The sequence below is a fragment of the Pseudomonas sp. BN606 genome, assembly GCF_029873115.1.
Taxonomy (GTDB): domain Bacteria; phylum Pseudomonadota; class Gammaproteobacteria; order Pseudomonadales; family Pseudomonadaceae; genus Metapseudomonas.
Genome location: NZ_SSOF01000077.1, coordinates 114053 through 137997, shown reverse-complemented (window position 1 = coordinate 137997; position 23945 = coordinate 114053). Strand labels below are relative to the sequence as shown.

The 23945-nt window shown below is 63.0% G+C and carries 18 protein-coding genes; 3 read left to right on the top strand and 15 right to left on the bottom strand.

Annotated features, from left to right (window positions below):
- Positions 1-53 precede the first annotated feature (53 nt).
- Positions 54-1475: a bifunctional D-glycero-beta-D-manno-heptose-7-phosphate kinase/D-glycero-beta-D-manno-heptose 1-phosphate adenylyltransferase HldE gene (hldE, locus tag E8E75_RS19600; protein ID WP_153918132.1), complete on the bottom strand. Its 1422-nt coding sequence runs from the start codon at positions 1473-1475 to the stop codon at positions 54-56.
- A 123-nt stretch (positions 1476-1598) separates the two neighbouring features.
- A complete protein-coding gene (gene msbA / locus E8E75_RS19595; protein WP_153918134.1) occupies positions 1599-3407 on the bottom strand; it encodes a lipid A export permease/ATP-binding protein MsbA in 1809 nt (602 codons plus the stop codon).
- A 76-nt stretch (positions 3408-3483) separates the two neighbouring features.
- Here msbA and E8E75_RS19590 point away from each other — a divergent pair, with 76 nt between their 5' ends.
- Both E8E75_RS19590 and E8E75_RS19585 read left to right on the top strand, forming a co-directional pair.
- Complete coding sequence (locus E8E75_RS19590) at positions 3484-4707, top strand: O-antigen ligase family protein (RefSeq protein ID WP_280359649.1); 1224 nt, start codon at positions 3484-3486, stop codon at positions 4705-4707.
- Positions 4704-5360 carry a lipopolysaccharide kinase InaA family protein gene (locus E8E75_RS19585; protein ID WP_256672861.1) on the top strand — a complete coding sequence of 219 codons (657 nt, stop codon included), beginning with the start codon at positions 4704-4706 and terminating at the stop codon, positions 5358-5360. Before E8E75_RS19590 ends, E8E75_RS19585 begins: the two co-directional genes overlap by 4 nt.
- 7 nt (positions 5361-5367) lie before the next feature.
- Here E8E75_RS19585 and E8E75_RS19580 read toward each other — a convergent pair whose 3' ends face one another.
- From E8E75_RS19580 to glnE, 13 genes are all read right to left on the bottom strand, one after another.
- Positions 5368-6237: a glycosyltransferase gene (locus E8E75_RS19580; RefSeq protein WP_120654202.1), complete on the bottom strand. Its 870-nt coding sequence runs from the start codon at positions 6235-6237 to the stop codon at positions 5368-5370.
- A complete protein-coding gene (locus tag E8E75_RS19575) occupies positions 6230-7372 on the bottom strand; it encodes a glycosyltransferase (RefSeq protein WP_120654201.1) in 1143 nt (380 codons plus the stop codon). Before E8E75_RS19575 ends, E8E75_RS19580 begins: the two co-directional genes overlap by 8 nt.
- Positions 7369-8286, bottom strand: coding sequence for a glycosyltransferase family 2 protein (locus tag E8E75_RS19570; protein ID WP_153918240.1), 918 nt, complete (start codon positions 8284-8286; stop codon positions 7369-7371). Before E8E75_RS19570 ends, E8E75_RS19575 begins: the two co-directional genes overlap by 4 nt.
- Positions 8276-10033, bottom strand: a complete 1758-nt coding sequence (locus E8E75_RS19565; protein WP_280359648.1) for a carbamoyltransferase — start codon at positions 10031-10033, stop codon at positions 8276-8278. Before E8E75_RS19565 ends, E8E75_RS19570 begins: the two co-directional genes overlap by 11 nt.
- A gap of 4 nt (positions 10034-10037) precedes the next feature.
- Positions 10038-11495 (bottom strand): lipopolysaccharide kinase InaA family protein, encoded by a 1458-nt coding sequence (locus E8E75_RS19560; protein ID WP_153918136.1) that lies wholly within the window; start codon positions 11493-11495, stop codon positions 10038-10040.
- Complete coding sequence (locus E8E75_RS19555; RefSeq protein WP_153918138.1) at positions 11492-12247, bottom strand: lipopolysaccharide kinase InaA family protein; 756 nt, start codon at positions 12245-12247, stop codon at positions 11492-11494. Before E8E75_RS19555 ends, E8E75_RS19560 begins: the two co-directional genes overlap by 4 nt.
- Positions 12244-12981: a lipopolysaccharide kinase InaA family protein gene (locus E8E75_RS19550; protein WP_120654196.1), complete on the bottom strand. Its 738-nt coding sequence runs from the start codon at positions 12979-12981 to the stop codon at positions 12244-12246. The genes E8E75_RS19555 and E8E75_RS19550 overlap by 4 nt, the downstream gene beginning before the upstream one ends.
- Entirely contained in the window at positions 12978-13793 is an 816-nt protein-coding gene (rfaP, locus tag E8E75_RS19545; protein WP_120654195.1) for a lipopolysaccharide core heptose(I) kinase RfaP, read from the bottom strand. The genes E8E75_RS19550 and rfaP overlap by 4 nt, the downstream gene beginning before the upstream one ends.
- On the bottom strand, positions 13790-14911 hold the full coding sequence (locus E8E75_RS19540) for a glycosyltransferase family 4 protein (protein WP_153918140.1): 1122 nt from the start codon (positions 14909-14911) through the stop codon (positions 13790-13792). The genes rfaP and E8E75_RS19540 overlap by 4 nt, the downstream gene beginning before the upstream one ends.
- Positions 14911-15972: a lipopolysaccharide heptosyltransferase I gene (waaC, locus tag E8E75_RS19535; protein ID WP_280359647.1), complete on the bottom strand. Its 1062-nt coding sequence runs from the start codon at positions 15970-15972 to the stop codon at positions 14911-14913. The genes E8E75_RS19540 and waaC overlap by 1 nt, the downstream gene beginning before the upstream one ends.
- Entirely contained in the window at positions 15973-17016 is a 1044-nt protein-coding gene (gene waaF, locus E8E75_RS19530) for a lipopolysaccharide heptosyltransferase II (protein WP_120654192.1), read from the bottom strand.
- 93 nt (positions 17017-17109) lie between these two features.
- Complete coding sequence (locus E8E75_RS19525) at positions 17110-18033, bottom strand: branched-chain amino acid transaminase (RefSeq protein ID WP_120654191.1); 924 nt, start codon at positions 18031-18033, stop codon at positions 17110-17112.
- 42 nt (positions 18034-18075) lie between these two features.
- Complete coding sequence (gene glnE, locus E8E75_RS19520) at positions 18076-21009, bottom strand: bifunctional [glutamate--ammonia ligase]-adenylyl-L-tyrosine phosphorylase/[glutamate--ammonia-ligase] adenylyltransferase (RefSeq protein ID WP_120654190.1); 2934 nt, start codon at positions 21007-21009, stop codon at positions 18076-18078.
- A gap of 280 nt (positions 21010-21289) precedes the next feature.
- On the opposite strand from glnE, the gene aceE reads away from it, so the two are divergent.
- The gene (gene aceE, locus E8E75_RS19515; protein WP_120654189.1) at positions 21290-23935 is read left to right on the top strand and encodes a pyruvate dehydrogenase (acetyl-transferring), homodimeric type; all 2646 of its coding nucleotides are present in this window, start codon (positions 21290-21292) and stop codon (positions 23933-23935) included.
- The last annotated feature ends 10 nt before the right edge of the window (positions 23936-23945 follow it).

Sequence of the window (23945 nt, the reverse complement as noted above, 5' to 3'; positions counted from 1 at the left end):
CGCCTATGACCGGGCCGACATCTGTGACTGGCAGAGTTGCCAGTCGGACGGGATCACTTGCTACGGATTTTCTCGACGATCGCTGTGGTGGAGCTGTTTTCCACCAAACCGAGCACCCTCACCTCTCCACCGTAGGCGCGCACGATATCGGCACCTACCACCTGGTCGATGCCGTAGTCGCCACCCTTCACCAGGACATCTGGCTTGACCTGGCCGAGCAGGCGCTCCGGGGTGTCCTCGGGGAAGCTGACGACCCAATCCACCGCGCCCAGGCCAGCCAGCACAGCCATGCGGCGCTCGACACTGTTGATCGGACGGCCCGGCCCCTTGAGGCGGCTGACCGACGCATCGTCATTGACCGCCAGCACCAGGCGATCGCCTTGCGCGCGGGCCTGTTCCAGGTAGGTCACGTGGCCGGCATGGAGGATGTCGAAGCAGCCGTTGGTGAAGACGATCTTCTCGCCGTGGGCGCGGGCATCCTCGATGGCCAGCAGCAACTGGTCCAGGCTCAGCACACCACGTTCGGAACCCTGCTCGCGCTGCACAGCACGGCGCAATTCCGGAGCACTGATGGCGGCGGTGCCCAGTTTGCCGACAACGATGCCTGCGGCGAGGTTGGCGAGCGCCACGGCCTGCGGCAGTTCTTCGCCCGCGGCCAGGGCGGCGGCCAGGGTGGATATCACGGTGTCGCCAGCGCCGGTGACATCGAACACTTCGCGGGCGCGGGCCGGCAGGTGCAACGCGGAATGACCAGGACGCAGCAGGGTCATGCCATGCTCGCCACGTGTGACCAGCAAGGCTCCCAGCTCCAGTTCCTGCATCAGCGCCGCGCCCTTGGCGACCAGCTCCGCCTCATCGGCACAGCCGCCGACGATGGCTTCGAACTCATTGAGATTCGGGGTGATCAGGCTCGCACCACGGTAAATGCTGAAGTCCTTTCCCTTCGGGTCCGCCAGTACCGGCACGCCGCGTTGGCGTGCGGCCTGGATCAGCACCTGGTGGTTCTTCAGTGCGCCCTTTCCATAGTCGGACAGCACCAGGACCCTGGCCTGGGGCAGCAAGCGCTCGACTTGTGCCGCCAGCGCCTCGGTGTCGGTACCGAAGGCTTCTTCGAAGTCCATGCGCAGCAGTTGCTGGTGACGGCTCATGACGCGCAGTTTGACGATGGTCGGCTGCTCGGCAAGGCGCTGGAAATGCACGTCCACGCCTGCAGCGTTGAGGCTGTCGCTCAGGCTGTCTGCCGCTTCGTCGGCGCCGGTGATACCCACCAGCATGGCAGGGGCGCCAAGTGCCGCGATGTTCAGCGCAACGTTCGCGGCGCCGCCGGGACGATCCTCGATCTGCTCTACCTTGACCACGGGAACCGGGGCCTCGGGGGAGATGCGCGAGGTGCCGCCATGCCAGTACCGGTCAAGCATGACGTCGCCCACCACCAGAACGGGGGCCTGATCGAATCGGGGCATGGACAGTTTCATGGAGTCTCCGGACGTCAAAATCGGCGCGGATCATACCATAGCAGGTCAGTTGGCCTGACCTACCCGGGAGCATCGGAACCGCTTGAGGGGCGCGGGGGGTGATGGCTATCCCCCGCTCGCGGCTCAGCTCGCTTCCGGCTGAGCCTCTTCGGCGAACTGATTGGCATGGAGCCGGGCATAGTAGCCGTTCATCGCCAGCAGTTCCGCGTGGTTGCCACGCTCGACGATGCGTCCCTGATCCATGACCAGGATCAGGTCCGCCTTTTCGATGGTGGACAACCGGTGGGCGATGACCAGCGTAGTGCGGCCGTCCATCACGCGGTCCAGGGCGGCCTGGATGTGCCGCTCGGACTCGGTGTCGAGGGCCGAGGTGGCTTCATCCAGCACCAGCACTGGAGCGTTCTTCAGCAGAGCCCGTGCAATCGCCAGACGCTGGCGCTGGCCACCGGACAACAGCACACCGTTTTCCCCGACTTCTGTGTCGAAGCCCTGGGGAAGCTTGTCGACGAACTCCTTGGCGTAGGCGGCCTCAGCGGCCCGCTCGACGTCCTCGCGCGGCGCGCCGGCAAGATCGCCATAGGCGATGTTGTTGGCCACCGAGTCGTTGAACAGCGTTACCTGCTGTGTCACCAGGGCGATATGTCGACGCAGATTGCGAAGGCGATATTCCTCGATGTCCACGCCATCCAACAGGATCTGCCCCTGCTCGTGGTGGTAGAAGCGCGGAATCAGGTTGGCCAGCGTGGACTTCCCGCTGCCGGAGCGCCCCACAAGAGCAACCATCTGGCCAGGCTCGGCCTTGAAGCTGATGTCCTGCAGCACCGGTTTGTCGGTGCCGGGGTACTGGAAGCTGAGATTGCGTACTTCCAGACGGCCGCTGACGCGCTCCCGTTCGACGGAGCCGCGGTCCACCTCAGTCTCTTCATCCAGTTGCTCGAAGATGCTTTCCGCACCGGCGACGCCGCGCTGCACAGTGGAGCTGACCTCGGAAAGCTGGCGGATCGGTTTCGGCAACAGGCCGGCAGCAGTGATGTAAGCCACCAGGTCACCAGCGCTGGCATCACCGCGCAGGAAGAGCACGAGGAACATGAGCGCAGCCATCGCGGTGTAGATCACCAGCTGCAGCATCGGGGTATAGACAGCCGAGGTCTTGGTCATTCTGAGCTGCTTGCGGGTATTGTCCTCGCTGGCGGTCCTGAACCGGCCGGACTCGTAAGCCTCGCCACCGAAACTGCGCACCACCCGGTAGCCCTGGATGGTTTCGGAAGCCACATGGGTGACATCCCCCATGGCCACTTGGATCTTCTTGCTCTGCTTGCGGAATTTCTTGCTGGCGCTGCTCACCATCAGGGCGATAAGCGGCAGGATGGCAACCATCACAAGCGTCAGCTTCCAGTTCATCCACAGCAGGTAACCGAACAGGAAGACCACGGTCAGGCCTTCGCGGATAACCACCTTGATCGCATCGGTGGCCGCGCCGGTGACCATGGTCACGTTGAAAGTGATGCGCGAGATCAGGTGCCCGGAGTTGTGGCTGTCGAAATAGCGGTTCGGCAAGGCCAGCAGGCTATTGAACAGGGCAAGACGCAGGTCATGCACCAGGCCGAGAGAAACTCTGGCAAGGAAGTAGTTGCCCAGGTACGAACCGAGCCCCTGCCAGGCGGCGATGAGGATGATCAGCAGCGGCACCGCCTGCAGCAGTTTCAGGTCGCGGAGGTAGGCAACGTCAGGGAACAGGACGGCATTCGGATTGCTCAGGCCATCCACGAAATACTTGAGGATGCCCGCCAGCATCGGCTGGGTCGAAGCGAAGATGATGTAGCCGATGATGCTGACCAGGAACATCCCGGTGTAAGGACGAACATAGCCCAGCAAACGGAGGTAAATCTTGAGGCTGGAGGGCCGGGAGGCTTCAGGGTGCTGATCGGACATGCGCTCACGCGTCGACTTTGTCGAAAGGTTGCAAAGCTTATCACAGAGGAACCCACCCCTATTCGCGGATGCTAAAATGCCGGCCTTTTGCCGTGAAGCATCGGTTCACACAGTGCAGTCCATTCCTATGTTCCCCAGGCTTTCAGCGCCTTCGATCTCTCACTTCATCATCAATCGCTGGCTCGTGCTGGGATACCTGGCACTGCTCACCGGGCTGTTCTGGTTGCCCAATGGCAGCCTCTACACCAAGGTGTTTTACGGCATGGTCGCCGTCCCTGCGCTGCTGGCTCTCATCCACCGCCCGCGCAAGCTGGGTACCCTGGCTCGTGAGCCGATGCTGATTGCCTTCCTGCTCTTTGCCGCTTGGCTCCTGCTAAGCCTGAGCTGGTCGGGAACTGACGTTGAGCGCGGCGGGCTTGGCAAACGCCCGCTGTACGTATTCATGCTCTTTGCAGGCTGCACGTTGATTGCCCTGGAAGATCAAGAGCTGCTTCTCAAGGCACTGAAAGTGGGGGCCACGGTTGCATCACTGGCCGCGCTAGTCAACTTGGTCATCTACGCCACGGCCCCACCACCGGACTGGCGTCTAATTGGCGTTGGAGCACTGCGCAATCCACTGCTGACGTCGCACGTATTCGGCATGTTCTGCGCCTACTGGATTGCCGTGTGGCTGACGCGGGACGTCCGTCGCGACTGGATCTCGGTACTTCTATGCCTGCCACTACTGGCGGCCCTGATGGCAACTGGCTCCCGCACACCGCTGATGGCGCTTGCCATAATGAGCATCTGGATGCTCATTATGGCACCGCGCCGAAGCGTCTATCTCATGGCTGCAGGAAGCGTCCTTGCCTTGGTGAGCTTCCTGACACTTCCAGATCTACTACTGCAGCGCGGGGTCTCCTTCCGCCCGCAGCTCTGGAGTAATGCGCTCGGTCAGGCAGCACAACATCTCTGGCTTGGCTACGGCTATGACAGTCGCTTCACCTTCCATGCCGAGGGCCTCGGCCTGAGCATGAGCGACCCGCACAATGTTGAGATCGCCGTAATCCTCGAACTGGGGCTTGTCGGGCTTCTATTCTGGGTGGTGATGTACGGCTGCGGCCTCTGGCGCTGCTTCAGCCAACGCCAGCACGGTGGTTTCAAGATTGCTTCGGCCCTGGTCATCTATGGACTCGCCGCCGGCCTTACCGAGGGCAGCAGCTTCCTCTCGCGTCCCAACGAGAGCTGGTTCCTGATCTGGATTCCGCTCTCGCTGGTCGCCGCCCTGTCCATCAGCCAACGAGCCCTGGAAAAGCAATGAAGATCCTGAGCGAAGCACAGCTCGACTCCCTGCTGCTCGGCGCCCATATCATTGAAGAAGATGGTCTTGGCCTGAAGGTGGCACGCCTCTCGAATGGCGATTTCCTCAAGCTCTACCGGCGCAAGCGCTTGCTCTCTTCTGCCCTCTGGTCGCCACCCGCCCGACGCTTCGCCCGCAATGCGGAGCGACTGCGAGAGCTCGGCATCGCCGCACCGATGATCGAGGAGCTGATGCTGATTCCTGGCCGCAAGCTCAATGCCGTCCAGTACCGACCACTACCGGGAGACACGCTGCGCAACCGCTGGCGCACGCTCGACGATTCAGCGCGGGAAAAGGATGTGGAGCAATTCGGCGCCTTTCTCGGCCAGCTCCACCAGCTGGGTGTCTACTTCCGGTCACTGCATCTGGGCAATGTGCTGAAGCTGCCGGAAGGTGAACTCGGTCTGATCGATCTCTCGGATATGAAGATCGAGAACCGCCCACTTGCCCCCTGGAAGCGGCGACGCAACCTGCAGCACATTCTGCGCTACAAGGAAGACAGCAAATGGCTGCTGCAACTGCATCGTGCGGCGTGGATAAGGGGCTACTCCACCACCTGCGGAAAAAGCGCTGCGGCCCGCTTCGACCGCGACCTTTCCCGCATCCAGCCCTGAACCTGCCCTAACCGAGCAGCAATCGCCCCAAGGCTCGCAGTGTCTTGGCGTTCCAGCGACGCAGCGGAAGCTGGCGCAGCAATTCGCGCGCAAGCGGCTTGTCGTCGCGCGCGCACTTGAGCAGCATCGAATTGATGAAGTTCGCACAGACCTCCGGGTAGGCAGGATGGTCGGCGAATCGCGCGTAGGTCTGCATGACCGTCTCGATCATGAAGCTCCGGTTCTTATACGTGTTGGCGCCATGTACGCGGTACTTGGCCAGTACGTCCGGAAGCACATCGATGAAATAGCCCGCGTGGGTTATGTTCAGCGCCACCAGCAAATCTTCCAGGCGAATACTGGTGTCGAAACCACCTACCGCCTCCAGCGCTTCACGCCTGAACAACAATGTGGGGGCGGGGGCACCATCCTTCGCGGACGTGAAGACATCATCGAAGTCGAGGCGGCGGAACGGCCGCTCCCGGTCCCGCTTGGACAAGGGATTTCCTTCAGCATCGATTTGCTGGATGTTGCCGGCGCAGATGCCTACTTCCGGCTTACCCTCCATGTAAGCGACCTGGATCGCCAAACGCTCCGGCAGCATGATGTCATCGGACCCGAAAGGTGCGATCAAGCTTCCCTTCGAGCGCGCGATGGTCTCGTTCAGAGTGCGGGCAAGCCCCTGATTCGCCTGCGCCACGAAATCGAAACCGTGAACCTCCTGCAACCGGCGAATGCGCTCGACGCTGCCATCACGGGAACCGTCGTCCACCACCAGCAGCTCTACATTTGGGTAGGTCTGGGCAAGGACGCTTTCGATGGCGGCCACGATGTAGTCGGCATGGTTGTAAGAGGAAATGATCACGCTGACCAGCGGCAGATCCTTCGATTCACTCATTGCGCTTACCTTCCAGTAACTCCACCAGTAGATCACGGTACTGGCGGCGGAAATCTTCGATTGAATGGGCTCGGCACAGATACCGGTAAGCGCGTTCGCCTTCAGCGGCGCGCTCTTGCGCGGACAACGCCAGCACGTCGCGCAAATGCCCGGCAAGTTCGACGTGCTGCCCGGCGGGAGCGATACGACCGCCACAGTCTTCCAGGATCGGCTTGAGACTGGGAATGTCCGAGCCGATAACCGGCAAGTGGCCGCTCATGCCTTCCAGCAGGGCCAGCGGCAATCCCTCGCTCAGGGAGGGCATGACGAAAGCATCGAAGGCTCGCACGTATTGCAGCGCGTCGTCCTTGGCTCCCAGCAGCAGTGCCCGGTCTTGCAGGCCGAGTTCGGCAACTGCGGCCTCCAGCTCAGGGCGCGCACGTCCCTCGCCGATGATCGCAAGCAGAGCATTGGGATATTCAGCCTTGATCTCGGCGAACGCTCGTAGCAGGTGGATGTGTCCCTTCACGGGCACCAGGCGGCCAATTGCACCGAACACGAAGGCATCTGCCGGCAGCCCAAGCATTTCGCGCGCCATTTCGCGCGGATGTTGCAGGCTCTCGGCTCGGGAAATGTCGATGGCATTATTGATCTGCCGGGTATTGGCAGGTGTGAATCCCGCGCCAGCATTAATCAGGTAATCGCGCACCGCACGAGAAACCCCGACGAGCCGCCAGGCTGGCGTCATCAGTTGGCGGGCCACCCAGCAGCGGAAGGAACGGTCGTACTCACCGAAACCATGGGCAACGCCGACGCACGCACGAATGCCCAGCCAGCGATTGAGCAACATCAGCATGTTCACCGGCTTGAAGCGATGAGTGATCACCGCGTCATAACCTTCGGATCGGCAATGCCGGTAGAGGGCCCAGAGGGCACGCAGGCGCAGGCCGCTGACAGCTGACTTGCTGTAGCCGAAGTAGATCGAGCGCTCAGCCTTGCTCACCGGCTCGCCCGGACCGGGACGGCCTCGCAAGAAAGCGGTAGTGACCTCGTAGCGGTCGCTCGGCAGGGCCTGGATGATCTGCTCGGCCAGATCGGAGGCATTGACGTTGTAGTAGTTCTGCAGTTGCAGAACCTTGATACGGCGCTGGCTCATACCGGGTTCTTCTTGGATTTCAGCCAGAGGCGCAGGGCCTTGCGGCTGTACGACAGTTTGAACAGCACACGCCAATCCGTGCGCAGCGCTTCGCGGTAGTACTCGCGCGCACCTTTCTGGTCGCCGGCAAGCAGGCAGGTCCGGAACAGCGAGAGGCAGCGCTGGGCGCGATAAGCGGGCTTGATCGACTGCAGACCGGTCGGGAGCTTGCGGAAGACTTCGTCCACCAGAGCCAGGCCGACCTTCCGAGCGGCTTCGGCGTTGTGGCGCAGGCTGCCGGGATGCTTGTGGATGCGAGCCAGCATTAGGTCGAGGACCTCCACTTGCCGTTGCGTCAGGCAATAGGCAAAGACCGGAATGTCCTCGCTGTGGCGCAAGTGTTCGGGATAGGGCCGTTCCAGCAGCAGCTCGCGGAGGAACACGCAGGAGCCGTGGCCGAGGGCGATCTTCTTATCCAGCAGGTAGTCCTTGAGTCGCTGCGCGGGCTCACCGGGAACGGTGTCGGCAGGGTGCTCCCGCTCGCGACCATCGGGCTGGACGGCAACATGGCCGGCCAGCCAGAGGCCGACGTCGGGTTCGCGGCGCAGACGCTCGCAAAGCCCCGGAAGGACACCGGGGGCCAATTCATCATCGGCGTCGAGGAGCAGGACGTAGCGTCCCTGGGCCAGTTGCACGCCGTTGTTGCGGGCTGTGGAAGGCCCCGCGTTGGCCTGGCGCACGCCCTGGAAGGCGGCGCCGTAGCGCAGGCTCAGGGCGGTGAAGACTGCCGGGGTGTCGTCGGTGGAGCCATCGTCCACGACCCAGAGTTCGACCTCCGGGGTGGCCTGGGCCAGCACCGACTCCACGGCACGCGGAAGCACGCCCGCGTAGTTGTAGGTAGGGATGACAACGCTAAGCAGCGGCTTAGCCGACATTGTCATACCAGTCCTTGCCTTCCTTGACGACGAGGATGTCTTCCATGATCAGGTACTGCAGGTCCGAACCGTAGAACATGTTCAGCGCATCGGTGGGCGAGCAGATCATCGGCTCGCCGCGACGGTTGAGCGAAGTGTTCAGGGACACGCCGTTTCCGGTAAGGACTTCCAGTTCCTTCATCAGGTCATACCAGCGGGGATTGTGGCGACGTTCCAGGACCTGGGCACGGGACGTGCCATCCTCATGCACCACTTCGGCCACGCGGGTCTTCCACTCTTCGTTGACTTCGAAGGTGAAGGTCATGAAGGGCGACGGGTGATCGACCTTGAGCATCTGCGGCGCAACGGTGTCCAGCATCGACGGGCAGAAGGGGCGCCAGCGCTCACGGAACTTGATCTGCTCGTTGATGCGGTCGGCCACGCCGACCGCACTCGGGCAACCGATGATGGAACGGCCGCCGAGGGCGCGCGGGCCGAACTCCATGCGGCCCTGGAACCAGGCGACAGGGTTGCCGTCGACCATGATCTTCGCGATGCGCTGCGGCGTGTTCTCGATGCGCTTGAACACTGGTTTCTGCGGATGCTTTGCGCAGGCGGCGATGACGTCTTCGTTGCTGAAGGATGGGCCGAGGTAGACGTGTTCCATCTTCTCGACCGGCACGCCGCGCTTGACCGAGACGTAGGCAGCGGCGCCCACCGAGGTACCGGCATCGCCGGACGCGGGCTGGACGAACAGCTCCTTCACCTCCGGACGGGCGATGATCTTCTGGTTCAGCTTGACGTTCAGCGCGCAACCACCGGCGAAGGCGATCTTGCCGGTCTCGCGGATGATGTCGCCGAGGTAGTGATCCATCATCTCCAGCGCCAGCTTCTCGAACAGTGCCTGCATGCTGGCGGCGTAGTGGATGTAGGGGTCATCGGCGATGTCGCCCTGGCGCTTCGGACCCAGCCACTCGATCAGCTTGGGCGAGAAGTAATAGCCCTTGCCGTTTTCCTTGTAGCGGCGGAAACCGATGACGTTGGCGTAGTCGGTGTTGATGATCAGCTCGCCATTCTCGAACTTGGCCAGACGCGAGAAGTCGTACTTGGCGGCGTCGCCATAGGGCGCCATGCCCATGACCTTGAATTCGCCATCGAGCATCTCGAAGCCGAGATACTCGGTGATTGCGCCATACAGGCCGCCCAGGGAATCCGGATCGAAGAATTCCTTGATCTTGTGGATCTTGCCGTTCTCACCCCAGCCGAAGAAGGTGGTGGCGTACTCACCCTTGCCATCGATGCCGAGGATTGCGGTCTTTTCCTTGAATCCCGAGCAGTGGTAGGCGCTTGAGGCGTGGGCCAGGTGATGCTCCACCGGCTCGATTTTCACCTTCTTCGCATCGAAGCCCAGTTGCTCCAGGCACCAGACGATCTTCTTGCGGTAGCGCTTGTAGCGGCGGTTGCCCATGAGGATGGCGTCCAGCGCACGATCCGGGGCGTACCAGTAACGCTTGGCGTAGTGCCAGCGGGCCTTGCCGAAAAGACTGATGGGCGCGAAGGGAATGGCCACGACGTCGACGTCGGAGGGCTTGATACCGGCCTGCTCCAGGCAGAACTTGGCCGACTCGTAGGGCATGCGATTCTTCGCGTGCTTGTCGCGCACGAAGCGCTCTTCTTCGGCGGCCGCGATCAGTTTGCCGTCGATGTAGAGCGCGGCGGATGGATCATGGCTGAGAGCGCCGGAAAGGCCGAGAATCGTCAATGCCACGGGGTTAGCCTCTTTCAGGGCAGGTGCCCGGCACCTGCGGTAAACGTTGATCCAGTAGCTGGTGCAGTGCCGACTCGGCCGGCCAGTTCCGCAGGAAGCGCGCGCGGTCGCGAGCATAGGCCCTGGCGAAGCTGCGCTCGCTACGATGCTGGTACACGGCATCGAGATCGATCAGGGTCCAGCGGCCGTCCTGCCAGAACAGGTTGTAGCCCTTGAAGTCGCCGTGACTGATGCGCTCGCGGATAAGCGCAGCGAACAGTCGGTCGAGAGCTTGCAGCTCGGCTTCCGGTGGAGCACCAGCCCCATCAGGATTGTCCAGATAGGGTCGAAAACGGGCGATTATATCTTGCCCGGAGAGATATTCGGTAATCAGGTAGGCCCGGCCGCGCAGCCAGAGAAAACGCCGCTCGAGCACAGCCAGCGGACGTGGCGTGGCGATGCCAAGGAACTCCAGACGGTTACCCTCGCGCCAGCTGTGCCAGGCGCGACTCGGGCGCCAGAAGCGCGTCAACCAGTGCAGCAGGCCCTTGATGTTGTAACGCTTGACCAGCAGTTTGCGTCCGTCGATCTGGACTTCCGCCACCGTGGCAGTAGCCCCTTGCTTCAGCGAGCGCCCTTGCTCAAGCGCGGCGTCCGGCGCCTGCAGCAGCCTTTCGAGCCCTGCTTCTGTCTCCCGACGAACCGCGCGCAGGCCGAATGCACCGCGAACGACACTGAACAGGCTGCAATCGCGAGCGATCTTCTTCATATAGTCGCCAAGACGCCATTGCCGCATCCGGGCAATTTCCTTTTCCAGCGCCTCCAGCGGCAAGGCATGTTCGCCATTGACCAGCAGGTACTGCACCAGCAACTCCTCCAGGAACGGGTCCAGCTCCGCCGGCAGCTGGGCGAAGAACACACCCAGGTTGGCCATGACCTTATCCCGTGGAAGCGGACTGCCGGGTGTTTCGGCGCGGATGCCGCCACCATCGATCACCTGCAGCTTTCCACCATGGCGCAACAGATTGTCGAGGTGCAGGTCTTCCTGGGCGAGCCCGGCCAGATGCAACCGGGCGATGGCGCCAAGTGCCTCGCCCAGCACGGCCTGCTGACCGTCGGACAGCGGCGCGTCACGCTCGACCTCGCGCCAGGCATCCCAAAGGCTCTCCGCCGACTCCAGGTACTCGAACAGCAGCCAGCCGCCCTGCCCCGCTTGATGCCCCTCGCTCAGAAGCTCCGGGGTATCGATGCCGTGCTCATGCAGCGCGCGGGCACCTGAGAGCTCACGATGGAAGTGCCGCTCGGCCTTGCCGCCGACCAGCAGCTTGGCCAGCACCCTGCGTCCTTGCCACACCGCCACGCCCACATAGCGCTGCCCGGGCAGCACCCGCAGCAGGCTCTGCAGCTCCAGGCCGCCAGCTACGTCGAGGCGAATGGGAAGTTTCGGGCTGCGTCCTGCCCGGGCCAGTTCCGCAAGAGTCATTGCTCGCGTTCCTTATTGCGACGGCGTCTGGCGAGACGAGCCAACCAATCGCTGACCTCGGCCGAATCCCGCGGACGTTCCAGATAGCCCGCCAGCAGCTCGCGCACCTCGGCCTCCCCCCAGGCGTCAGCCCGGCGAACCAGGGCTTCCAGGTCCTTGACGCGATCCCGACGACCCAGCAATAGCGGACGGGTCTTTTCCAGGTCGATCAGGCAGGCCTCGAACCCGTCCTGGGTTTCCCGCAGGAAGACATGCTTGGGATAGAAGCAGCCATGCACCTGGCCGGCGCTGTGTAGACGCCGCGCCAGAATGGCTACAGCGGCGAGGAGGGTCGCACGCTGAACGGCGGCCATCCCGCCCCACAGCTCGAGGTAACTGGCAAGCTCACGCCAGCCGTCCAGAGCGCGGGACACCAGGATCGCGCGGCGCTCGCCATCGATCTGGCGGGTACCGAAAAAGGCCGCCTGCAGAGCCGGAACGCCCAGGTCCTGGTAACGGCGGATATTGCGGAATTCGCGGGCGAAGGTGGGTTCGCCAAAAGGTCGCAGCACGCTTCGGCTGAGAAAGTTGCTCTGCCGCTTCAGATAGTAGGCGGCATCGCCGAGATCCAGGCGGAACACGCTGCTCCAACCTCCGCGGCCGGTGTTGGGCGCATCCACCGCCTCCAGGCGCAGCGCCCAGAGCGAGTCGAAGCTGTCCAGGCCATGGCGGGCGAGGATCTCGCGATCGGCCGCTGCGATGAAGTCGCTCATTCGCGTCCCTCGAAGAACTTGAGAATCTGCCGTATCCGGCGCTTGTCGTTGCGTTCCAGGCCCGGTCGATCCTGGTACTGCAGGTAGAAACGCAGGCGCTGGCTGCGGCTCAGGTGGTACTTGGCAACCTTGTCCAGACAAGCGAGGTCCTTGATGACCCGGTAGTGCAGGAAAGGCCCCCACCAGAAGGTGCCAGTCGGGCAGTCGATCAGGAAAAGTTCGCCTGTTTCATCGACCAACAGGTTGCGCCACTTCAGGTCGTTGTGGGCGAAGCCGTGGTCATGCAGGCAGCGAGTAGCCTTGGCCAGTTGCCGGCTGACACGGTCAACCCAGCGCGGATCGGCCAGGCGCGGATCGCCCTGCTTGGCCAGCTCCGCCATGTCGACCGTACCCTTGAGCTCCTGGGTGATCAGCGCACCACGGTGGAAAGCACCAGCGCGGCGCTCCTGTCCCCAGCCCACGACGGGAGCGGTCGGAATACCCCACTTGGCGAAGTACTTGAGGTTCTGCCACTCGGCCTTGACCCGCGGCCGGCCCAGCCAGCGACGCAGCCCCTTGCCCGCGGCCCAGTAGCGTTTGACGTAGTAGCGCACTCCACGGTGTTCCACCCGCAGCACTTCGGATAACGGGTCGCCCGTGATCCAGTCGCCTTCCAGAGCGAACACCTTGTCGAGGTCAGCGAACAGCTCGGCGACGTCGGCATCCAGCCCCTCAGCCAGTTTCCATTGGCTCACGCCTGTCCTCCCTCGGCGTACTTTCGTTCATAGCGCGAGAGCAGGCGCGCGGCCTTCTGCTCGAGCCAGGACAGCAGGACGGCTTCATCCTTCAGCACCTGGCGCAATGGCTGGCGAAAATAGGTCTTGAGGAAACGCAGCTTGTCGCGTCGGGTCAGGCCGATGTTCAGCGCCGAGAAATACAACCCGGCCAGGTCCTTGTTACGCCAGCGCCGGGGCGTTGCCACACGGGTCTGTGCGCGATGCAGGTCGATCAGCGACAGCTTGAATTCGTCGGCCGTGACCGGACGGGCGGTGTGCAGCAGGAAGTGGCAGATATAGCAGTCGCGGTGATTGACCCCGGCACGGTGCATGGTCCCGGTCATGCGCGCCACCTCGTCGATGAGCGCCCACTTCAGTCGCACGGGCGGCGGATTTCGCGGCCAGTCGACACAGTAGTCTTCAAGGCTGATGGTGGGCGCCAGCTCTTCGGTGACGATGAACGAGTGCTGGCGCGCCGGATTGCCACCACGCTCGCCGAACGCCACGGCGGTCATGGTCGGTACGCCGGCCTCATGCAGCCGCTGGATGGCCGCCCACTCCTGGCCGGCGCCGAGTACCGGGGCCTTCGCTGTGACCAGGTTCTTGATAATTTCGCCCCAGCCGATGCCACGGTGAATCTTGACGAAGAAGCCCTCGCCATTCACCTCGGTGCGCAGCGTGCGGCGGCCTTCCAGCTCGCGATAGACCTCGCCCTTGAGCGCTTCAACCTCGTCAAAGGCATCACGCCCGGCCCAGAGGCGCTCGAAGGGAGGTTTGAGGACAAGCTTCATGGGCGCTCCGCGAGGATAACGTCCGCTGCGCGCTGCGGCATGCTGTAGAGGTCGGCGCTGTCGGCGAAGGCCAGGCCGCTGGCGCTCCAGTGCGCACGGGCGGCCTGGTCGGCGAGCATATCGGCGAGCAACTGGTTGAGCGCCTCCTGATCGAAGGGGCCGGGCAGCACGCGGCCGCTGTCGGCCTCGGCAATGTAGTGGGCGTAGCCGCAGACGTCGGTAACCAGCACCGGCAGACCGGCGACCAGGGCTTCCAGCAGCACGGTGCCGGTGTTCTCGTTGTAGGCCGGATGGATCAGCAGGTCGGCGCCCAGCAGGAAACGCGGGATATCGCTGCGCCCCTTGAGGATGTCCACCTGGTCGGAAATTCCCAGGGTCTTCATCTGCAGCAGGAAGGGCTTGGGATCATCCTGGCCGATGACGATCAGGCGAGTACGCTTCTTCAGCTCGCGTGGCAGCGCGGCTACGGCCTTGAGACTGCGATCCAGGCCCTTGGTCTTGAAGCCCGAACCGATCTGCACCAGTAGCAGGTCGTTGTCGCCCAGTTTGAACTCACGACGGAACTCGGCGCGGATTTCCGCGGCGTTGGCCGGAGCACGGCGGTCAGCGGCGATGCCCGGCGGGAGCAGATGGAAACGCCCGGCCGGAGTGGCGTAATGCTTGACGAACAGCGGTTGCTGTACCTCGGAGATCATCAGCACTTCAGTCTTCGATTCGGGGGCGAACACCGCGCGCTCGTAGTCGGAGAAATGCTTGTAGCGGCCCCAGCGGCGGTAGAGGCCATTGCGCAGGTTCTGCGCCTTGTCCTCGAAACAGGGGTCGGCGGCATAGTAGACGTCCAGCCCAGGCATCTTGTTGAAGCCGATCACCCGGTCCACCGGACGCCGAGCCAGATCAGCCTCGACCCAGGCGGTGAATTTCTCATTGCGCTTGTGGTTGAACAACGCCTTGACCGGCGCGATCAGAACCTCGAAACCTTCCGGGATATCGCCTTCCCAGATCATCGTATAGACGCGAACGGCATGCCCACGGCGCTGGCACTCCAGGGCGATGCGCATGAAGTCGCGCTGCAGGCCACCGAAGGGGAAGTACTTGTAGAGCACGAATGCCAATTGCATCAGTGGATATCCTCGGTCAGCAGCAGGGCTTCCAGCTGGGTCGCCACACGCTGCGGATTCAGCCGGGTAAAACATAGCGGCTGTTCGCGCTTCAGGTCGAACAGGCGAATATCCTCCGCCGTCGGCTTGTAGACACAGGTCTTCTTCAGGCAGGGCGCACAAGGGAAGTCGCTGCCCAAGTGGATCTGCGACCGGCCATAGGCGCCGGTGAAGCCGGGATTAGTCGGACCGTAGAGCGACAGGGTCGGCACATCCAGCGCAGCGGCAAGGTGCCCGAGACCAGTGTCCACCGCCACACATGCGCGGGCCCCGGCTACCACCTTGGCCATTCCCGCCAGGGATAATCTGGGGAGCACTGCGGCCTTTTCCAAGCCTTCGGCGATGCGTTCGGCGCGGGCCTTTTCCGCCTGGTTACCCCACGGAAGGCGCACATGCCAGCCATGATCGCAGGTGCGCTCGGCGAGCTCGCGCCAGTACTTCTCTGGCCAGTGCTTGGTTTCCCAGGTGGTGCCATGGAGGAACAGCAGATAGGGCGAACCATCTGGAGCGTCAGCGAGCTGCGAACGGTTCAAGCCGTAATTGCCCACACCTTCCGGTACGCGGTAGTCCAGGGCCTGCGCGAACAGCTGGCGCACGCGCTCGACGGCGTGCTGCCCCCAGGCCACAGGATAGCGACAGTCATAGAAGTGGCTGGCCAGCGGCTCACGGGCAGAATCGCGATCCAAGCCAACCACAGGGGCTTTGGTATAGCGCGTCAGCAAGGCACTTTTCAGCAGGCCCTGAGCATCGATCACCAGGTCGTAGCGGGTTTCCCGCAGGCGGCGCTTGAAGCGACGCCACTCGCCGCTCCTGAGCGTCTGCCAGATGTTCTTTCGCCAGCGCCGGACGGCCACCGGGATGACGTGGGCCACGGCCGGGTGCCAGGCCGGGATCTCGGCAAAACCTTCCTCGACAACCCAATCGAACTGGATGCCGGGAATAGCACGAGCAGCATCGGTCAGTGCCGGCAGGGTGTGGATGACATCGCCCAGTGAAGAAGTCTTGATCAGTAGTACCCGCACTCAGCGACTCTCCACCAGTTCGAGCGGGTCCGGCACCAGGCGGTCCAGGGCTTCGATCACCGGACGCGGCTTGAGCTCGCGCAGGCAGTTGTAGTGGCCGAAGCGGCAGGTTCGTTCGAAGCAGGGACTGCATTCCAGACCAAGTCGGACGATCTCCACCTGCTCGGCCAGAGGCGGTGTGAACTGCGGCGAGGTCGAGCCGTAAACCGCCACCAACGGACGCGCGAGTGCAGCAGCCACGTGCATCAGCCCGGAGTCATTGGACACCACGGCGCTGGCGCAGGAGAGCAGGTCGATGGCTTCCGCCAGACTGGTTTCACCAGAGAGATTCACCGCCTCCTCACGCAGACCTGGGATCAGGCGCATGCGGATGTCTTCGCCGCCCGGGTGGTCGTTCTTCGATCCGAACAGCCAGACTTGCCATCCGGCGCGGATCTTCAGCTCAGCCACCTTGGCGTAGTGCTCGGCGGGCCATCGCTTCGCTTCGCCGAACTCCGCCCCCGGGCAGAGCGCCAGCACCGGGCGATCCAGGCCAAGGCCGAACTTGGCCAGTGCCGCGTCGCGGCTGACCGGATCGATCCGCAGCGAAGGGCGCGGATAGGGCTTGGGCAGCTCGACGTCGGGCTCGAAGGCCAGGGCCATGAAACGCTCGATCATCAGCGGGTAGCGAGACTTGTCGAGCGTACGAATGTCGTTCAGCAGGCCGTAGCGCATCTCGCCCTTCCAGCCAGTGCGCTTGGGAATGTCGGCGAACCAGGGCACCAGGGCCGACTTCAGCGAGTTTGGCAGGAGGATCGCCTGGTCATACTGCCCCACCAGGGATTTGCCGATCTTGCGCCGGCTGGCGATATCCAGCACACCGTGGCCAATCGGGAAGCTCAGGGCCTGGCGCACTTCAGGCATGCGCTCGAGGATGGGCCGGCTCCACTCAGGGGCCAACACGTCGATCTGACAGTCGGGATGGCGGGCTTTCAGGCACTGGAAGAGTGTCTGCGCCATCACCATGTCGCCGACCCAGGAGGGTCCTACGATGAGAATCTTCATAAAGGCAGCTTCAAGCCTCAAGCGACAAGCCGCAAGCTCCAAGCGGCGGTCACCACTTGCAGCTTGCGGCTTGCCGCGTGCAGCTTAGTCGGATTACTTGACCAGGGTGCGCCACTCGCCGTGGGCGGAGGTCTTGCCGGTCACCAGGTCGAAGTAGGCTTTCTGCAGCTTCTCGGTCACCGGACCGCGACGGCCGATGCCAATCTTGCGACCGTCCACTTCGCGGATCGGGGTGACTTCAGCGGCGGTACCGGTGAAGAAGGCCTCATCGGCGATGTACACCTCGTCACGGGTGATGCGCTTCTCGACCACCTTGATGCCCAGCTCGCCGGCCAGGGTCAGGATGGTTCCACGGGTGATGCCATTGAGGCAGGAAGTCACTTCCGGGGTGTACACCACACCATCCTTGACCAGGAAGATGTTCTCGCCCGAACCCTCTGCCACGTAGCCTTCCGGGTCCAGCAGCATGGCCTCGTCGGCGCCGCCGGAGATGGCTTCCTGCAGGGCCAGCATCGAGTTGATGTAGTTGCCGTTGGCCTTGGCGCGCGTCATCGAGATGTTGACGTGGTGGCGAGTGTAGGAGCTGGTGCGCACCTTGATGCCGTTGACCAGCGCTTCTTCGCCCATGTAGGCGCCCCAATGCCAGGCGGCGACGATTACATGGACCTTCAGGCCGGTAGCGCGCAGCCCCATGCCTTCGCTGCCGAAGAACACCATTGGGCGCAGGTAGGCGCTTTCCAGGCCGTTTTCACGAACGGCGGCGCGCTGCGCTTCGTTGATTTCTTCCTTGGAAAAGGGAATCTCCATGTTGAAGATGTGGGCGGAGTCGAACAGACGGTCGGTGTGCGCCTGCAGGCGGAAAATGGCGGTGCCGTCCGGGGTGTTGTAGGCGCGCACGCCTTCGAACACGCCCATGCCGTAATGCAGGGTGTGGGTCAGGACGTGAGTGGTTGCTTCGCGCCACGGCACCAGTTCGCCGTCATACCAGATCACGCCATCACGATCGGCCATCGACATATTGCCAGCTCCTCAAGAATTCGATTGGTTCAGCCATTCGAGTCAGTTCAACCCCAACTCGCGCCAGATCCGCGTCACGCCTTGGCGCTCCGCGTGGAACTGGTCCCCGCGCACCACCCCCGGCTGCTTTTGCAGGGCCTGGCGGTGAGCCGCTGAACGGTAGGCTTTGTAGGCCTCCTGCAGTAGACGAACCTCGTCGCCTGCCAGCAGTTTTGCCTGTTCCAGGCCATCCAGGATGCGGATGTTATCGGTGTAACGAACCAGCTCGGGATGCTGTCGTGACCAGGCCAGGGCCGCATATTGCACCATAAATTCGATATCGACGATACCGCCGGCATCCTGCTTCAGATCGAAGGCCGCCGCGGCCTCGAAGGCATTCTGCCCCGTGCCGGCGCCGGTTTCGCGAGTACCGAGGTTGTCACGCATCTTGGTCCGCATCTCGCTGACCTCGACACGCAGCGTGGCCAGGTCGCGCTCACGACCGAGCACCGCCAGGCGAACCTGTTCGAACGCAGTGGCGACGCGCGGGGAGCCCACAAGCACCCGCGCGCGCACCAGCGCCTGGTGTTCCCAGGTCCAGGCCTCATTCTCCTGGTAGCGCTGGAACGCACCGAGGGAACTGACAAGCAGGCCCGCCGCACCCGACGGGCGCAGGCGCATGTCCACCTCATACAGGGCGCCGGAAGTGGTCTGGGTCGTCAGCAAGTGAATGATTCGCTGGCCCAGGCGGGTAAAGAACTGCGCCCCGTCGATGGGCTTGGCGCCATCGGTTTCGGCCTGCGGGTCGCCGTCATGGATGAATACCAGGTCCAGGTCCGAGCCGTGGCCGAACTCCAGGCCACCCACCTTGCCGTAACCGACGATGATGAAATCCGGGTCGCAGAGGCTGCCATCAGCGCGCTTGGGCGTACCGTGCTTGGCTACGGTATGGCGCCACGACAGCGCCAGAACCTGGTCAAGGATGGCCTCGGCAAGCCAGGTCAGGTAATCGCTGACCTTCATGAGCGGCAGCGTGCCGGCGATTTCCGAAGCGGCCACGCGAAGGCTGTGGGCCAGCTTGAAATGCCGCAAGGCTTCCATCTGCTGTTCCAGGTCGTCTTCGGGAATGCGCGTCAGGCGCTCGCGCAGCTCGGCAGCCAGCTCGGGAGCCAGCGGCGGACGATAGAGACGCCCTTCATTGAGCAGCTCATCCAGCAGTAACGGGAAGCGAGTGATCTGCTCGGCGATCCAGGGGCTGGCAGCGCAGAGCTCGATCAGCCTCTGAAGTGCACCTGGGTTCTCGGTCAGTAGAACCAGATAGGCGGAACGCCTTGCCACCTTCTCCACCAGGGGCAGTACCCGCTCCAGCACCAGGTCGGGCTTTTCATGCTCAACGGTCAGGTTCAGCAGGCGCGGAATGAAGGCATCCAGCCGCTCACGACCAAGACGCTGCATCGCTCGCACCTGAGGGCCGTTGCGCAGGTCCGTGAGTCGACGCCAGGCGGCGCCAGGCTCGGCAAAGCCAGCCTCACCCAACTGTCGGCAAGCGCTCTCTTCATCCAGCGCCTCTTCCCAGAGCGGCAGCCATTCCCCACCGATGCAGCTTTCGCCGTCGCCGCCCTCTTCTTCATCCGGGTCGGCGATCACCTGCTGGAAGTGCCATTCGACACGCCCGCGCCAGTGCATCAGGCGCTCGTGAAAGGCTGCCCAACCATCGAATCCCATGATGAAGGCCACGCGCGCGCGATCGAGGTCGTTGTCCGGCAGCATCTGGGTCTGGCGGTCGGCAATAGCCTGCAGGGCATGCTCGGTATAACGGAGGAATTCGTAGCCCTCCTTCAGCTCCGCCACCACTGGCGACGGAAGATAACCCTGGCCTTCCAGCGTATTCAGGACCGTCAACAGCGGCCGCTGTTGCAGGCTGAGGTCGCGACCACCGTGGATAAGCTGAAACGCCTGGGCGATGAACTCCACCTCGCGAATGCCGCCGGAGCCTAGCTTGACGTTCTCGGTCATGCCCTTGCGGCGCACTTCCTGCTGGATGAGTTGCTTCATCGAGCGCAGCGCCTCGATGGCGGAAAAGTCCAGGTAACGGCGATAGACGAAGGGGCGCAGCATTTGCAGGAGTTGGGCACCAGCAGCCTGGTCACCGCCCACGGTCCGCGCCTTGATCATGGCGTAGCGTTCCCAGTCACGCCCCTGGTCCTGGTAGTACTGCTCGAGCGCATTGAAGCTGAACACCAGCGGACCGGAGGAACCATAAGGACGCAGACGCATGTCCACACGGAAAACGAAACCGTCCACGGTTATCGCATCCAGCGCCTTGATCAGTCGCTGGCCGAGGCGGGTGAAGAACTCCTGATTATCCAGGGCGCGCTTGGCACCCTCAGTCTCGCCACCTTCCGGGTAGCCGAAGATCAGGTCGATATCGGAAGACAGGTTCAGCTCGAAGGCACCCAACTTGCCCATACCCAGCACTACAAGATGCTGCGGCTGGCCAGAGCGCCGGCCGATCGGCGTTCCGAACTGAGCGCAATGTCGGCTGTAGAGCCAGTGGTAGGCCAGATCGATGCACGCGTCAGCGAGGTCGGAGAGGTCACGGCAGGTTTCCGCCAGATCGGCCTGCCGGGTCAGATCGCGCCAGATAATGCGCAGTTGCTGGCGATTGCGATAGCGGCGCAGGCGTCGGCCGAGATCATCCTCTTCCGTGCAGTCCTCCAGCAGCTCCGCGACCTGGTCGCGCAGCTCGCCAGGTGCCAGCGGCCGTTCCAGCTCACCGGTAGCCGCCAGAGCCAGCAGCATTGCCGGATCACGCTGTGCCTGATCGGAGACGAAGTCACTGGCCGCAGCGACGCGGGCGAATGCCTGCTGCCGCTCGTCGGGCCAACTATCGAAGTCCGGCGTTCGCTCGGCGAGGGCAACACGGACGGCAGACAACGCCCGATCGGCGCTGGGCTGGAGGTTGGCCGACAGGTCGGCCAGCGGCGGCAGGCTCATGGTCTATCCTTTCTGGGCTGCGGGCCGAGGCTGGACCCGTGGCTGGCGCAGCGGTGGCGGAACAGCTCTAACTCGGGGCCTTCAGACGACTGCGCCTCGCAGTCTGTAGTTTTACTACGAAAGATTGTATCCAGAGGGCTGAAACCTTCGTCGATTTGTAGTAAAACTACACGAGCCCGGTTCTACCCCCGGTAACAAGAATTTCGCCGCGACCGCCCCACAAGGCCGGCCGTGACCACTGGCATCCGATTCTGGAAGCCTTTCCGCCCTGGAGCAAGCCATGCAAGACCTCGATCCCGTCGAAACCCAGGAATGGCTGGATTCCCTGGAGTCCGTACTCGACAAAGAAGGCGAAGACCGCGCGCACTACCTGCTGACCCGCATGGGTGAGCTGGCGACCCGCAGCGGCACCCAACTGCCCTACGCCATCACTACGCCGTACCGCAACAGCATCCCGGTAACCCACGAAGCACGCATGCCCGGCGACCTGTTCATGGAACGCCGCATTCGCTCCATGGTGCGCTGGAATGCCCTGGCAATGGTGATGCGCACCAACCTGAACGACCCGGACCTGGGCGGTCACATTTCCAGCTTCGCTTCCTCGGCAACTCTCTACGACATCGGCTTCAACTACTTCTTCCAGGCTCCCACCGAAGAGCATGGCGGCGACCTGATCTTCTATCAGGGCCACGCCTCCCCCGGCATCTATGCCCGCGCCTTCATGGAAGGGCGTATCAGCGAAGACCAGATGGTCAACTTCCGTCAGGAAGTGGACGGCAAGGGCCTGTCCTCCTATCCGCACCCCTGGCTGATGCCGGACTTCTGGCAATTCCCCACCGTATCCATGGGCCTCGGTCCGATCCAGGCGATCTACCAGGCACGCTTCATGAAGTACCTGGAAAGCCGCGGCTTCATCCCCGCCGGCAAGCAGAAAGTCTGGTGCTTCATGGGCGACGGCGAGTGCGACGAGCCGGAATCCCTCGGCGCCATCTCCATGGCCGGCCGCGAGAAGCTGGACAACCTGATCTTCGTCATCAACTGCAACCTGCAGCGCCTCGATGGCCCGGTTCGCGGCAACGGCAAGATCATCCAGGAACTGGAAGGCGTCTTCCGCGGAGCCCAGTGGAACGTCAACAAGGTGGTCTGGGGTCGCTTCTGGGACCCGCTGTTCGCCAAGGACACCAACGGCACCCTGCAACGTCGCATGGACGAAGTGGTCGACGGCGAATACCAGAACTACAAGGCCAAGGACGGTGCTTACGTCCGCGAAAACTTCTTCAACACCCCGGAACTCAAGGAAATGGTGCAGGACCTTTCCGATGACGAGATCTGGAAGCTCAACCGTGGCGGCCACGACCCCTACAAGGTCTATGCGGCCTACCACCAGGCGGTCAACCACAAGGGCCAGCCCACTGTCATCCTGGCCAAGACCATCAAGGGTTACGGCACCGGTGCGGGCGAAGCGAAGAACACCGCTCACAACACCAAGAAGGTCGATGTCGAGAGCCTGAAGCAGTTCCGCGACCGCTTCGACATTCCGGTCAACGACGCCGACCTGGAAAAGCTACCCTTCTTCCGTCCGCAGGAAGGCAGTGCAGAATACAAGTACCTGCATGAGCGCCGCGCCGCCCTGGGTGGCTATGTGCCGCAGCGTCGTGTCAACAGCTTCAGCATCCCGACTCCGCCACTGGAAACCCTCAAGGCCATCCTCGACGGCTCGGGTGATCGTGAAATCTCCACCACCATGGCCTTCGTGCGCATCCTGGCGCAGCTGGTCAAGGACAAGGAACTGGGCCAGCGCATCGTCCCGATCATCCCGGACGAAGCCCGTACCTTCGGCATGGAAGGCATGTTCCGCCAGCTGGGTATCTACTCCTCGGTCGGCCAGCTCTACGAGCCCGTCGACAAGGACCAGGTGATGTTCTACCGCGAGGACAAGAAGGGCCAGATCCTCGAGGAAGGCATCAACGAAGCAGGCGCCATGTCCTCCTTCATTGCCGCCGGTACCTCCTACAGCAACCACAACCAGCCGATGCTGCCGTTCTACATCTTCTATTCGATGTTCGGCTTCCAGCGTATCGGTGACCTGGCCTGGGCAGCCGGCGACAGCCGCGCCCGTGGTTTCCTGATCGGCGGCACCGCCGGCCGTACCACCCTGAACGGTGAAGGCCTGCAGCACGAGGACGGCCACAGCCACCTCATGGCGGCCACCATCCCGAACTGCCGCACATACGACCCCACCTTCGGCTACGAGCTGGCGGTGATCGTGCGTGAGGGCATCCGCCAGATGGCCGAAGAACAGCAGAACATCTTCTACTACATCACCGTGATGAACGAGGCCTACACCCAGCCGGCGCTGCCGGCAGGTGCCGAGGAAGGCATCATCAAGGGCATGTACCTCCTCGAAGAGGACAAGAAGGAAGCCGCGCATCACGTGCAACTGCTGGGTTCGGGCACCATCCTGCGCGAAGTCCAGGAGGCGGCGAAGATCCTCCGCGAGCAGTTCAACGTCGGCGCCGATGTCTGGAGCGTCACCAGCTTCAACGAGCTGCGCCGCGATGGCCTGGCAGTCGAGCGCCAGAACCGCCTGCACCCGGAACAGAAGCCGAAGCAGACCTATGTCGAGCAGTGCCTGAGCGGCCGCAAAGGCCCGGTCGTGGCCTCTACCGACTACATGAAGCTGTTTGCCGACCAGATCCGCCAGTGGGTCCCGAGCAAGGAGTACAAGGTTCTCGGTACCGACGGTTTCGGCCGCAGCGACACCCGCAAGAAACTGCGCCACTTCTTCGAAGTGGACCGTTACTGGGTGGTCCTGGCAGCCCTGGAGGCCCTGGCAGACCGCGGCGAGATCGAACCCAAGGTTGTGGCCGAGGCCATCGCCAAGTTCGGCATCGATCCTGAAAAACGTAACCCGCTGGACTGCTGAGGAGACGCAT